The organism is Gemmobacter sp. 24YEA27 (assembly GCF_030052995.1).
GTDB lineage: Bacteria > Pseudomonadota > Alphaproteobacteria > Rhodobacterales > Rhodobacteraceae > Pseudogemmobacter.
In genome coordinates, this window is sequence record NZ_JASJPW010000001.1 from 3097878 (window position 1) to 3111397 (window position 13520).

Annotated in this window: 9 protein-coding genes, 1 tRNA gene and 2 pseudogenes; 6 read left to right on the plus strand and 6 right to left on the minus strand. The window is 63.7% G+C overall.

Annotated features, from left to right (window positions below; translation table 11 throughout):
- Window positions 1-249 precede the first annotated feature (249 nt).
- From fdnG to selB, 6 genes and pseudogenes are all read left to right on the plus strand, one after another.
- Window positions 250-3329: pseudogene (gene fdnG / locus QNO18_RS15410) on the plus strand (formate dehydrogenase-N subunit alpha).
- Window positions 3326-4108 (plus strand): formate dehydrogenase subunit beta, encoded by a 783-nt coding sequence (gene fdxH / locus QNO18_RS15415; protein ID WP_349293866.1) that lies wholly within the window; start codon window positions 3326-3328, stop codon window positions 4106-4108. The pseudogene fdnG and the gene fdxH overlap by 4 nt, the downstream one beginning before the upstream one ends.
- Window positions 4071-4313 carry a formate dehydrogenase N subunit beta transmembrane domain-containing protein gene (locus tag QNO18_RS25695; RefSeq protein ID WP_349293867.1) on the plus strand — a complete coding sequence of 81 codons (243 nt, stop codon included), beginning with the start codon at window positions 4071-4073 and terminating at the stop codon, window positions 4311-4313. Before fdxH ends, QNO18_RS25695 begins: the two co-directional genes overlap by 38 nt.
- A complete protein-coding gene (gene fdhE, locus QNO18_RS15420) occupies window positions 4313-6004 on the plus strand; it encodes a formate dehydrogenase accessory protein FdhE (RefSeq protein ID WP_283178383.1) in 1692 nt (563 codons plus the stop codon). The genes QNO18_RS25695 and fdhE overlap by 1 nt, the downstream gene beginning before the upstream one ends.
- Window positions 6004-7380, plus strand: coding sequence for an L-seryl-tRNA(Sec) selenium transferase (gene selA, locus QNO18_RS15425; protein WP_283178384.1), 1377 nt, complete (start codon window positions 6004-6006; stop codon window positions 7378-7380). The genes fdhE and selA overlap by 1 nt, the downstream gene beginning before the upstream one ends.
- On the plus strand, window positions 7377-9302 hold the full coding sequence (gene selB, locus QNO18_RS15430) for a selenocysteine-specific translation elongation factor (protein WP_283178385.1): 1926 nt from the start codon (window positions 7377-7379) through the stop codon (window positions 9300-9302). Before selA ends, selB begins: the two co-directional genes overlap by 4 nt.
- Window positions 9303-9573: 271 nt before the next feature.
- Here the strand turns inward: selB and QNO18_RS15435 are convergent, their stop codons facing one another.
- The 6 genes and pseudogenes from QNO18_RS15435 to QNO18_RS15460 form a co-directional block, all read right to left on the minus strand.
- Window positions 9574-9900 (minus strand): phosphoribosyl-ATP diphosphatase, encoded by a 327-nt coding sequence (locus QNO18_RS15435; RefSeq protein ID WP_283178386.1) that lies wholly within the window; start codon window positions 9898-9900, stop codon window positions 9574-9576.
- 4 nt (window positions 9901-9904) lie between these two features.
- Window positions 9905-10665: pseudogene (gene hisF, locus QNO18_RS15440) on the minus strand (imidazole glycerol phosphate synthase subunit HisF).
- Between the two features lie 109 nt (window positions 10666-10774).
- Window positions 10775-11494 (minus strand): 1-(5-phosphoribosyl)-5-[(5-phosphoribosylamino)methylideneamino]imidazole-4-carboxamide isomerase, encoded by a 720-nt coding sequence (hisA, locus tag QNO18_RS15445; protein ID WP_283178387.1) that lies wholly within the window; start codon window positions 11492-11494, stop codon window positions 10775-10777.
- 436 nt (window positions 11495-11930) lie between these two features.
- Entirely contained in the window at window positions 11931-12572 is a 642-nt protein-coding gene (gene hisH / locus QNO18_RS15450) for an imidazole glycerol phosphate synthase subunit HisH (protein ID WP_283178388.1), read from the minus strand.
- A 97-nt stretch (window positions 12573-12669) separates the two neighbouring features.
- The gene (gene hisB / locus QNO18_RS15455; RefSeq protein ID WP_283178389.1) at window positions 12670-13257 is read right to left on the minus strand and encodes an imidazoleglycerol-phosphate dehydratase HisB; all 588 of its coding nucleotides are present in this window, start codon (window positions 13255-13257) and stop codon (window positions 12670-12672) included.
- Between the two features lie 108 nt (window positions 13258-13365).
- Window positions 13366-13440: transfer RNA gene (locus QNO18_RS15460), tRNA-Gly, on the minus strand.
- Between the last annotated feature and the right edge of the window lie 80 nt (window positions 13441-13520).

Below are 13520 nucleotides of genomic sequence, written 5' to 3' on the forward strand. Positions count from 1 at the left end.
CCAGCCCTGCCATTTCACCTTGAAAGACTGGCCCCGAAACCTGCCAGAAACCGGTTTTTCAGGTCATCTGACCGGCGCGCCAATCGTTATGTACACCAGGAAATAACGTGTTTTCCTTGACTTCCCTGATCTTAGACCGGACCATTTGTCTTATCTATGACGTGATTGAAGCAACCCATCGCGCGCGGATCCGGCCGGCACCCTGCCCGCCAGGCACAAGCGCAGACAGGTAGTAAAAGGAGGGGTCACATGAATATCGACCTTTCGCGCCGCAGCTTTATCAAGCTGTCAGGGGCGGGGGTGGCAGCAACGTCTCTGGCAGCCATGGGCTTCCATGAGGCCGAGGCAGCAGAGGCCGCGCATGTGCGCGATTTCAAGCTGGCCACCATGACCGAAACCCGCAATATCTGCACCTATTGCTCGGTCGCCTGCGGCGTCATCATGTATTCCAAAGGGGATCTGGCCGCCGGCGAAAAAGCCGAGCTGATCCATATCGAAGGCGATGCCGACCACCCGACCAACAAGGGCACGCTCTGCCCAAAGGTGCGGCGCTTAAGGATTACGTCAAGGCCGAGACCCGCCTGACCCATCCGCGCCTCCGCCGCCCCGGCTCGGACAGATTCGAGGAAATCTCCTGGGATGAGGCCTTCGACAAAATCGCCCGCGCCGTCAAAGACGACCGTGATGCGAACCTGATCGAGAAGAATGCCGATGGCGTCCAGGTCAACCGTCTGACCACCACCGGCTATCTGGCGGCCTCGGCCACCACCAATGAAACGGCCTGGGCGACCTGGAAAGTGGTCCGCTCGCTGGGCATTGTAGGTTTCGACAACCAGGCGCGCGTCTGACACGGCCCCACGGTGTCCAGTTTGGGCCCGACATTTGGCCGTGGAGCGATGACAAACTCCTGGACCGATATCAAGAATACCGACCTCGTCGTCATCATGGGTGGCAACGCCGCCGAAGCGCATCCCTGTGGCTTCAAATGGGTGACCGAGGCCAAGCACCATCGCGGTGCGAAACTGATCGTGGTGGACCCGAGGTTCAACCGGTCGGCCTCTGTCTCGGATTACTATGCACCGATCCGTCCCGGATCTGACATCGCTTTCCTGATGGGGGTGATCCGCTGGTGTATCGAGAATGACAAGGTGCAGTGGGATTATGTCCGCAACTACACCAATGTCGGATATCTGGTGCGCGAAGACTTCGGCTGGGCCGATGGCATGTTCACCGGCTATAATGAAGAGACCCGCAGCTACGACCAGACCAGCTGGGAATATGAGCTGGGCGAGGATGGCTATGTCATCACGGATGAGACACTGACGCATCCGCGCTCTGTCTGGCAGCTGATGAAGAAGCATGTCGAGATCTACACGCCTGAATTTGTAGAGAATGTCTGCGGCACGCCGAAGGATCGCTTCCTGAAGATCTGCGAGATGATCGGCGAGACCTCTTCGCCGACAAAGACCATGACCTCGATGTATGCGCTTGGCTGGACCCAGCATTCCAAAGGCTCGCAGAACATCCGTGGCATGGCGATGTTGCAGCTGCTTCTGGGCAATATCGGGGTGCCGGGTGGCGGGATGAACGCCTTGCGCGGGCATTCCAATATCCAGGGTCTGACTGACGTTGGTCTGATGTCGAACCTGATCCCCGGCTATCTTGCGATGCCACGGGAGACAGAGCCCGATTTCCAGACCTATATGTCGACACGCGGCAACAAGCCGCTGCGCCCGAACCAGATGAGCTACTGGCAGAACTACGGCAAGTTCATGGTTTCCTTCATGAAGGCGCTGTGGGGTGACAAGGCGACAGCTGAGAACGGCTGGGGCTATGACTGGCTGCCGAAGCTCGACATCGCGCAATATGACGCGATGCGAATGTTCAACATGATGAAGAATGGCGAGGTGAATATCTACTTCTGCCAGGGCTTCAACCCGATCCTGTCTTTCCCCAACCGGGGCAAGATGACCGAGGCGTTTTCCAAACTTAAACTCCTCGTGGTGATGGACCCGCTGGCGACCGAAACCGCCGCCTTCTGGGAAAATCACGGCATTTACAACGATGTGGATAGCGCCAGCATCCAGACCGAGGTGCTGGAACTGCCGACCACCTGTTTCGCCGAAGACGAGGGCGCGACGGTGAATTCGGGGCGCTGGCTGCAATGGCACTGGGCGGGGGCGACCCCTCCCGGTGAGGCGCGGACCGATGTCTGGATCATGACGCAGATCTATCAGCGGATCAAAGCGCTCTATGAGGCAGAGGGCGGCAGATCGCCCGAACCGGTTCTGAACCTCGCCTGGGATTACGCGGATCCCGAAGAGCCCACCGCAGCTGAACTGGCGATGGAGCTTAACGGCCGCGCGCTGACCACGCTTTACGACGCCACCGACCCGACGAAAGTCGTGCTGGAGGCGGGGAAGCAGGTCTCGGGCTTTGGGCAGCTCCGGGATGACGGCTCCACGATGGGCGCCTGCTGGATCTATGCCGGCTGCTTCACCGAGGACGGCAATATGATGGCGCGGCGCGACAACAGCGACCCGTCCGGCATGGGGGTGTTCCAGCAATGGTCCTTCGCCTGGCCGGCCAATCGCCGCGTGCTCTACAACCGCGCGTCTTGTGACCTTGACGGCAAGCCCTGGGATCCGTCCCGCGTGCTGATCGAGTGGAATGGCGAGAAATGGGTCGGCCCGGATATCCCGGATATCGCCGTCACCGCCAAACCGCGCGAGGTCGGGCCCTTCATCATGAACCCGGAAGGCACCAGCCGTTTCTTCAGCCGCAAGCTGATGCGCGACGGCCCCTTCCCGACCCATATGGAGCCGTTCGAAAGCCCGATCGCCAATCCGCTCAACCCGGAAATGCGCGGCAACCCCGTGGCCCGCGTCTTCCCGGATGACATGGCGAATATGGCCACCAGCGCCGAATTCCCGCTGGTTGCCACCTCTTACCGTCTCACCGAGCATTTCCATTACTGGACCAAGCACAACTATGTGAATGCGGTGAATCAGCCTGAATTCTTCGTGGAAATCAGCGAAGAACTGGCGGCGGAAAAGGGGATCAAAAAGGGCGGCATGGTCAGGGTCTGGTCAAAACGCGGCCAGGTCTGGGCGAAGGCGGTGGTGACGAAACGGATCCGTCCGATGATCTGCGACGGCAAACCCGTTCATGTCGTCGGCATCCCGATCCATTGGGGGTTCAAAGGTGCGGCGAGGAAGGGCTTTGGCCCCAATACGCTTGGCCCCTTTGTCGGCGACGCCAATATCGAGACGCCCGAATTCAAGGCGTTCCTTGTCAATATCGAACCCGCATCGGAGGGCCTGGCATGACCGAACGCGCCCCTCAACCCACCACGGCGGCGGCGAACCCTCCGGTTCAGCCGCTCGCCTCAAACCTGCTTCCCTCGGATGTCGTGCGCATTTCGGCCACCGCCAATGTGCCCGCGCCCGAGCGGCAGCTCGACAAGGTGGCAAAGCTGATCGATGTGTCGAAATGCATCGGCTGCAAGGCCTGCCAGTCGGCCTGTATCGAGTGGAACGACACCCATCCGGCTATCGAAGAAAATGTGGGGGTCTATGAGAACCCCCATGATCTGACGCCGGAAATGTTCACGCTGATGCGCTTTTCCGAATATGAAAACCCGCAAGGCGATCTGGAATGGCTGATCCGCAAGGATGGCTGCATGCATTGCGAGGATCCGGGCTGTCTGAAAGCCTGCCCGGCGCCTGGTGCCATCGTGCAATATTCCAACGGCATCGTTGATTTCGTGTCCGCGAATTGCATCGGCTGCGGCTATTGCGTTTCCGGCTGCCCCTTTGACGTGCCGCGGATCCATCAGACCGCGCATGTGTCGAAAAAATGCACGCTCTGTTCCGACCGGGTTGCGGTGGGGCAAGGGCCGGCCTGTGCGAAAGCCTGTCCGACCCAGGCCATCACCTTCGGCACAAAGGAAAGCCAGATCGCGCTGGCCAATGAACGGATCGAGGATCTGAAATCGCGCGGTTACGCCAATGCCGGGCTTTACGATCCGCAAGGCGTGGGCGGCACGCATGTGATGTATGTGCTCCATCATGCCGATAAGCCCGCTTTACGCCGGGCTGCCGGATGATCCGCGCATCTCGCCGGTGGTGGAAAGCTGGAAAGGTGCCACCAAGACCGTCGGCCTTGCCGCTATCGGTCTGGCTGCGGCAGGGGCGGTGCTGCATGGGCTCTTCTCGAAGGGCAATACCGTTACCGCCGAGGAAGAGCATGAGGCCGAAGAGCTGGTGGTGAAGACCGCAGCGGTTCAGCCCGAGAACCGGGAGGAGCTGTGATGTCCCATCAGTATTCCGCCCCCGGCGACCATATCGAAAGCACGAAACCGGTGACGGTCAGCCGTTACCGGGGCATCACGCGGCTGAACCACTGGGTCACGGCCGTGTCGCTGATCCTGCTGGCGATCTCGGGGCTGGCACTGTTCCACCCGTCTTTGTTCTTCCTCTCGGGCCTGTTCGGCGGTGGCCAGGTGGTGCGCTGGCTGCATCCGGCCATCGGGATCGTGCTGTTTCTCAGCTTCTTCCTCTTGTTTTTGCAGATGTGGAAGCTGAACCTGCCGAGACGCGAAGACGCGACCTGGGTCGCGCATATCGGTGATGTGGTCCAGGGCAATGAGGATAAGCTGCCCGAGCTTGGCAAATACAATGCCGGGCAGAAATTCGTCTTCTGGGCGATGACCGGGCTGATCCTCCTGCTGATCCTCACCGGGCTGATGATCTGGGAGAAACAGGTACATCTGTGGAGCGACTACGCCCCATGGGCGGCCACGATCCCGGCGCGGCGCATCGCCCTTCTGGTCCATGCGCTCTCTGCCGTGGGGATCATCCTTGTGTTCATCCTGCATGTCTATGCGGCGATCTGGACCCGGGGCACGCTGCGCGCGATGACGACGGGCAGCGTGACCGGCGGCTGGGCCTTCCGCCATCACCGCAAATGGCTGCGGGAGCTGGCGAAGAACCGCAAAGCCCCCGATAATCATAACACCCGGCGGAGTGATCCGCCGGCCCTCTCCCCGGCCCGTCCCCGGTCCGGGGAGGATAAAATGCGGCCGGAGAGACCCATGACCAATGACATCCAACCCGACCCTTCGGTCATCGGCGGCGTCCCCGAGGCGCCGTTCGCATTCCTGCCCGACCCGGTCGCGGTCTTTACCCGCCGCGCCGGGCGCTTCGCCTTTCTGGCCCAGACCAGCCGGCTTGCTCCCTACCTGACATTCCTCGCAGAGCTCACAGAGATCCAGGCCCGGCTGGCGAAATCCGGCCCTGCGCCGGTGATCGCGCCGGACCAGCTGGCGCGGGCCAGGGCGGCACAGATGCCGCCCATCGACCGCGCCGCGCTGGCGGCTGATCCCGCCTTGCACCAGCTGCTGGCGCGGCTTTGCGAGGCCGCCGCCCGCATCACCATGCCAGACCCCGCCCGCACCGCACTTGAGGCGGTGACGGCGGCGGATGAGGGGGATCGGACCTGGCTCTTAACCAATGCGCTGGCGGGCGAGATCCCCGAAGACAGCGCCGCGCCGCATCTCTTCGCCTCGGCCGCCGTGCAGGTTTATCTTGCGCGTCTCGCCGCCGGGCTGGCGGTGGAAAACCTGCGCCCGATCCGCACCGGCATCTGCCCCGCATGCGGCGGGCGACCGGTCTCGTCGCTGGTCACCTCGACCCCGGGGATCGAGAGCATCCGCTACGCGGTCTGTTCGGGTTGCGCTACGCAATGGAATGAGGTTCGCATTCATTGTCTCGCCTGCGGCACCAATAAAGGGCTGACCTACCGCTCTGCCGAGACCACCGAGGCGACGGTAAAAGCCGAATGCTGCCGGGAATGTCACTCCTGGATCAAGATTTTCTACCAGGAAAAGAACCCGAGCCTTGACGCGGTGGCCGATGATGTCGGCAGTATCGGACTTGATATGATGATGAAGGAAACCGATCTGAAACGCGCAGGCTTCAACCCCTTTCTGACGGGCTACTGATGGAGGGGTTTCGGGCCCTCCCCTCGGTCGATCAGGCCCTGAACAGTGCCGAAGGTGCGGGCCTTGTCGCCCGCCATGGCCGCCAGGCCGTGCGCGAGGCGCTGCGGGCGCGCCTTGACGAGATGCGCGATGCAATCCGCGCCGGCGAGGATGGTGCGGTGCTGGCGCAGCGGTTGCCGGATCTGGTTGCAGCCGATCTGGCCGCGCGTGACCGCACCCGGCTCAGGCCGATGCTGAACCTCACCGGCACGGTGTTGCACACCAATCTCGGCCGCGCGATCCTTGCCGATGAGGCGGTGCGCGCGGCGGTGACCGCGATGGCGAACCCGCTGGCGCTGGAATTTGATCTGGAGACCGGCGGGCGCGGTCAGCGGGACGACCATCTGCGCGGCCTGCTGGTGGAACTTACCGGCGCCGAAGATGCCACCATCGTCAATAACAACGCCGCCGCCGTGCTGATCGCGCTGAACACCCTTGCCCAGGGCCGCGAGGCAGTGGTCTCGCGCGGTGAGCTGATCGAGATCGGCGGCGCCTTCCGCATGCCCGATATTATGGCGCGGGCCGGTGCGAAGCTGGTCGAGATCGGCACCACCAACCGCACCCATCCCAAAGATTACCAGGGCGCGATCACCCCTGAGACCGGCGTGATCCTGAAGGTCCATACCTCGAATTACCGGATCGAGGGCTTCACCGCCGAGGTCACAGCCCCCGACCTGGCGCTGATCGCGCGCGAGGCGCGGGTGCCGATGATGAACGATCTTGGCGCAGGCTCGCTGGTTGATCTGTCGCATTACGGGCTCCGGCGTGAGCCCACGGTGGCCGAGGCCGTTGCGGAAGGCGCTGATCTGGTGACCTTTTCCGGCGACAAGCTGCTCGGGGGGCCGCAGGCCGGATTCATCGTCGGGCGTAAGGACCTGATCGCCGCGATCAACCGCAACCCGCTGAAACGCGCGCTGCGTCTCGACAAGATCCGCATCGCCGCGCTTGAGGCAACGCTGAAACTGTATCGCGACCCGGACCGGCTGGCGGAGCGGTTGCCCACATTGAGGATGCTCGCACGCCCGATGACAGAGATCGCCGCCCAGGCGCAGCGGCTGGCGCCCCGTATTGATGCTCTGCTGCGGCCCTTTGGCTTTGACGCCACCCCCTGCCCCTGCGCCAGCCAGATCGGATCTGGCGCGCTGCCGGTCGATACGATCCCCTCGGCCGGGCTGCGGCTGACCGGTCAGGGCGGCGACGCGCCCGACCGGCTGGCAGCACAGCTGCGCGCCCTTCCCATGCCGGTGATCGGCCATATCCAGGGTGGCGCGCTGATCCTTGATCTGCGCTGTCTTGAAGAGGACGCTATGCTGACTGACGCCCTGGCCGCGCTGTGATCATCGGCACTGCAGGCCATATCGACCACGGCAAGACGGCGCTGGTCCAGGCGCTGACCGGGGTGGATGCCGACCGCCTGGCCGAAGAAAAGGCGCGTGGCATCACGATTGAACTTGGCTTCGCCTATACCGATCTCGGCGATCCGGCTGAACCGGAGATCCCATCGGGGCGGATCACCGGCTTTGTCGATGTGCCCGGTCATGAGCGGCTGATCCGCACCATGCTGGCCGGTGCCGGCGGCATCGACTTTGCCCTGCTGGTGGTGGCGGCCGATGACGGCGTGATGCCTCAAACCCGCGAACATCTTGAAATTCTGAACCTTCTCGGCCTCCCCGGTGGCGTGGTCGCGATGACCAAAGCCGATCTCGCCGATGAGACGCGGCGGGCAACCGTCCGGGCGGAAATCCGCGCCGCACTGGCCGGAACCGGCCTGGCCGCCGCGCCGGTTGTCGAGGTTTCCGCCCAGACCGGCGAAGGCATCGCAGAGTTGCGCCGGATCCTTGCCGAAGCCGGGGCCGAAATGCCTGGGCGCGGGGCATCCGGGCCGATGCGGCTTTCGGTTGACCGCAGTTTCACCATTGCGGGCGCGGGCACGGTGGTCACGGGGACGATGATCGCGGGCCGGGTGGCTTTGGGTGATCAGGTGATGATCTCGCCCCTTGGCCTGCCGGCGCGGGTGCGCGGCATCCATGCCCAGAACCGCAAATCTGATCAGGGGCTTGCCGGGCAGCGCTGCGCGCTGAACCTGTCCGGCGATGGCGTTACGAAAGACGCGATCCAGCGCGGCGACATGATTCTTGCACCCGGGCTGCATGCCCCCGCCGGGCGGATCGACGTCATGCTTGAAGTGCTGGCCTCGGCCCGCAGGCCCGTCACAACCTGGATGCCGGTGCATCTTTATACCCATGCCTGCGAGGTCGCCGCCCGCGTCGTGCCGATTGGCGGCGATATCGCTCCGGGCGAGACCGGTTTCGCGCAGCTTGTGCTGGAGCGCCCGATTGCTGCCACCATGGGCGACCGTTTCATCCTGCGCGACACCTCTGCGACCCGCTCGCTCGCCGGCGGTTTCTTCATCGATCTGCGGGCGCCCGCGCGCAAACGTGGCACGCCAGAGCGGCTGGCCTGGCTTGAGGCCGCGCGCGAAACCTCTCCCGGGGCGGCGCTGATGCGGCTCTTGCAGGTTGCGCCGGTCGATATGCCGGTCTTCCTGCGCGATCGCGGGCTTGATCCGGCTTCCGGCCCGGATCTCGCGGCCAGGGCCGGGGCGGTGCTGCTTGGCCCCCTCGCCCTCTCGCCCGCTCAGATCGAGGCTCTGCGCGCGGGGCTCGCCACCCATCTGGGGGAATTCCACGCGGCCAATCCCGACCTCGCCGGCCTTGGCCGCGAGCGGTTGCGGCTGATGCTGAGCCCGCGCCTGCCGAAAGATGTCTTCCTTGTATTCCTTCAGGAAGAGGCCGGCGCCGGGCGCCTCGTGCTGGATGGCGCATTCCTGCGGCTTCCCGGGCATCAGGTGCGGCTCTCGCCCGAGGATGAGGCGCTTTTTGCCCGCATCTTCCCCCGGCTTCTGGGCGAAGAGCGCTTTCGTCCGCCGCGGGTGCGCGATTTCGCGACCGAATTCGCCGTCGAAGAGAAAGAGCTGCGCCGGCTGATGCGCCACAGCCAGAGGCTCGGCCTTACCGATCAGATCGCCACTGACCATTTCTTCGCCCGCGTTGTAGTGCGCGAGATGGTGGCGATCCTGCGCGATATCGCCGCTGCCAGCGCGGATGGCTGGTTCACCGCCCCCGCCTTTCGCGACAAGGTGCAGAACGGGCGCAAGGTCGCGATCGAAATCCTTGATTTCTTCGACCGCAACGGGCTGACATTGCGGCGCGGCGATCTCAGACGGCTCAATCCGCACCGGATCGACCTCTTCGACTGACGTCACCAAAGACGAGGGTCAGAAGGTAGCCCCTGGATGCGGCGCGCCCCGCGCAGGGGCAAATGATGCACCAGGCAACCGGAACAGGCGCCGCTGATCGTCGCGATACGAGACATGCAAGGGCCGCGCCGCATGGTGCGCCGGATCAGAACGACGCCCGTATGCCAGGACACACGCCGGTCTCGCCGGGATCGGTTCTCGCTGCAGCAGGAGGCTGTTCCCGGGTGCCGTCCCGGTCATGGCACATGGCAGCGGGCGTGCTGGCCAGGGGTCAGCCGCGCGATTGTTTCTCGGCGATACCAGAGAGCCCCTCGCGACGCGCGAGCTCCTCAAGCACATCGGTCAGCGTGACATCGCGCGACGTCAGCATGACGAGGAAATGGTAAAGCACATCGGCGCCTTCGGAAATCAGGCGCTCGCGGTCGCCTTTGGAGGCTTCGATGATCGCCTCGACCGCCTCTTCGCCGAATTTCGCGGCGCATTTCTCAGGGCCCTTTGACAGCAGCTTGGCGGTCCAGGAGGTTTCGGGATCGGCATTTTTGCGCGCAGCGATGGTGGTCGCGAGGCGGGCGAGGCTGTCTGTGTCGGATTGGGTCATGGCTTTACTCCAGCCGCATCGGGATGCCCGCCGCCGCCATATGGGCCTTGGCTTCGGCGATGGTATAGGTGCCGAAATGGAAGATCGAGGCCGCGAGCACGGCTGAGGCGCGGCCTTCGCGGATGCCCGCAACAAGGTGGTCAAGGTTGCCGGCGCCCCCGAGGCGATGACCGGGATCTTCACCGCGTCTGAGATCGCGCGCGTCAAGGGCAGGTTATAGCCGTCTTTGGTGCCGTCGCGGTCCATCGAGGTCAGGAGGATCTCGCCCGCGCCTTTGGCCTCGACGAGCCGGGCAAAATCAACCGCATCAATGCCGGTCGGTTTGCGGCCGCCATGGGTGAAGATCTCCCATTTGCCGGGGCTGACGGTTTTCGCGTCGATGGCCACGACGATGCACTGGCTGCCGAAACGGTCGGCGGCTTCGGCGACGACATCGGGGTTCGCCACGGCGGCGGAGTTGAAGCTGACCTTATCGGCCCCGGCGAGCAGCAGCGCGCGGACATCTTCATGGCTGCGCACGCCGCCGCCCACGGTCAGCGGCACATAGATCTGTTCGGCGGTGCGGGTGACAAGGTCGAACATCGTGCCACGGTTTTCATGAGTGGCGTGAATGTCGAGGAAGGTGATCTCGTCGGCGCCGGCGCGGTCATAGGCGGCAGCCACGGCGACCGGGTCACCGGCATCGACCAGATTGACAAAATTCACACCCTTGACCACGCGGCCATCGGCAACGTCGAGGCAGGGGATCAGGCGGGTCTTCAGCATCCGGTCAGGTCTCCTGTGAAGGGCCGGGCCAGGGGAAAAGCAGGGGGCGCTGCCCCCGTCCCGCTGGCGCGGGACTCCCCCGGGATATTTAGCGACAGATGAAAGCCGGTCAGGCCTTCAGGGTTGCGAGGGCGGTGGCAAGGTCGATGGCGCCATCATAGAGCGCACGGCCCGAGATGGCACCGGCGATCACGCCGGTATCGCGCAGCTGGATCAGATCTTCCATCCGGCTGACACCGCCCGAAGCGATCACCGGGATCGAGACGGCACGGGCAAGCGCTTCGGTCGCGGTGATATTCGGGCCCTGCATCGCGCCGTCGCGATCGATATCGGTGTAGATAATGGCGGCGACCCCGGCATCCTCGAAGCTTTTCGCGAGATCGGTGACCTGGACGGTGGTTTCTTCGGCCCAGCCCTTGGTCGCGACAAACCCCTTACGGGCGTCGATGCCGACCGCGACCTGGCCCGGGAAGGCGCGGGCTGCCTCGCGTACGAGGTCAGGATTTTCGACCGCGACGGTGCCAAGGATCACCCGCGAAAGACCTTTTTCCAGCCACATCGCGATGGTCGCCATGTCGCGGATACCGCCGCCAAGCTGGGCGGGAACCCTGATCCGGGCGAGGATTGCCTCGACCGCTGCCGCATTGACCGGCTGTCCGGCGAAGGCGCCGTTCAGATCGACGAGATGCACCCATTCACAGCCGGCGGTCTCGAATTTCGCAGCCTGGGCGGCGGGATCATCGCCGAAGACGGTGGCGGCGGACATCTCTCCGCGCAGGAGGCGCACACATTGGCCGTCCTTCAGGTCGATGGCGGGATAGAGGATCATGGGCCCGGGCTCCGTCATGCTGGCATCATCGGTCCTTTGGCACGGGCGGGGCCGGAAGGGAAGGCCCAGGCCCGCGACCAGAGACCATCACCGGCCCTGCCCCGGCCTCCCGCCACGTCAGGTTTGATATGCCCGGGGCTTCGCCGGAGGTCTGTCTGAATTCAGGGGGCGAGTTTTCAGCGCAGGAGGAGACTGCAACGAGACCTGTCGCGCGGCCTTTATCATACCAGCAGGCAGTGGCCGCCTGATCGCGGAACGACCTGTAACTCCGGGATGCAGCTGCGCGGCAAAAGCCTCGCAATCAGGGGCCGTGTTCAGGAAATCTGCCGTGATTGTTGCACATGCCCCCGGGTGTCGGGAACCGGATCGGAGTGTAAGGCACCTGGATGTACGAGAAGCGGGCCTGTTACACCCCGCGACAGTTTAAGGCCGCAGCTCAGGGTTTCCAGGCGAGGAAGTTCGCGATGATCCTGAGGCCGGTGGCGGCGCTTTTCTCGGGGTGGAACTGGGTCCCGAAAATATTGTCGCGCCCGACAATCGCGGTCACATCGCCCGCGTAATCCACCCAGGCGATGCGGTTTTCCGCCGAGGCCGTGCGAAATTGCCAGGAATGAACGAAATAGGCATGATCCCCGCTGTTCACACCTGACAGCACCAGATGCGGTCGGTCGATCTGCAGATCGTTCCAGCCCATATGCGGCACTTTCAGCGCGGGATCAGCCGGCGAAATCCGCCCGACCTCGCCCCGGATCCAGTCAAATCCGGGGGTTTCGCCATGTTCAAACCCGCGCGAGGCCAGCATCTGCATACCGATGCAAATGCCAAAAAACGGCCGCGCCCGGGTGATCACCGCCTCTTCAATTGCCTCAAACAGCCCGTCTTTTGCGGCGAGCGCCCTGCGGCAGGACGGGAAAGCCCCGTCGCCTGGCAAGACGATACGCGACGCGCGCAGGACATCCTCGGGCCGCGATGATACGATGATCGCGCCGGCCCCGGTCTCATCGGCCATACGCTGAAACGCCTTGGCGGCGGAATGGAGGTTGCCGCTGTCGTAATCCACCAGAACGGTCAGGGTCATAGGAGCACTCCCGCGGTCAAAGGGCGCAAACCGGAGTTTTGCAAAACTCCGGCCAAATTTCTTGCAAGAAATTTGCGGCGCGCACAGGGCACCCGTGTCACAGCGCACCCTTGGTCGAAGGCAGGACCCCCGCCATGCGCGGATCCGGTTCCACCGCCTCGCGCAGCGCACGCGCGACCGCCTTGAAACTGGCTTCGGCGATGTGATGGCTGTTGATCCCGTGAAGGCGGTCGACATGCAGCGTGATGCCGCCATGGGTCGAGAGCGCCTGGAAGAACTCGCGCACGAGTTCCGTATCGAAGGTGCCGATCTTCTGGCTGGGGAAATCGACATTCCACACAAGGTATGGCCGCGCCGACAGATCCAGCGCCGCCGCCACCTGTGTGTCATCCATTGCAAGCCCGAAATGGCCGTAGCGCCGGATCCCTTTTTTGTCGCCAAGCGCCTTTACCAGAGCCTGGCCGAGCGCGATGCCGGTATCTTCGACCGTATGATGGTCATCGACATGCAGATCACCCTCTGCCCGCACCGTGATATCGATCAGCGAATGGCGCGCCAGCTGGTCGAGCATATGGTCAAAGAACCCGACACCGGTCCGGCAGTCATAGCGACCGGTACCGTCGAGATTAATCTCGACCTCGATCCCGGTTTCCGCCGTTTTGCGGCTTATCGTGGCCTTGCGCATCTCATCTGCCTCCCGCGGTCTTTGCGGCAGGGAATAGTCGCCCCTCACCCGCGCGGCAAGGGTGTGAAATGCAAAAGGGCGCCCTGAGGCGCCCTTTGCTTTCCGAACTGGAGCGGGCGAGGCGATTCGAACGCCCGACCCTAACCTTGGCAAGGTTATGCTCTACCCCTGAGCTACGCCCGCACCGTTTCGGTGAACGGGGATTTAGGCGAAGCGCCCGGCCACCGCAAGAGAAAAATTCCGTCTTGCGGCTTCGGCGATGC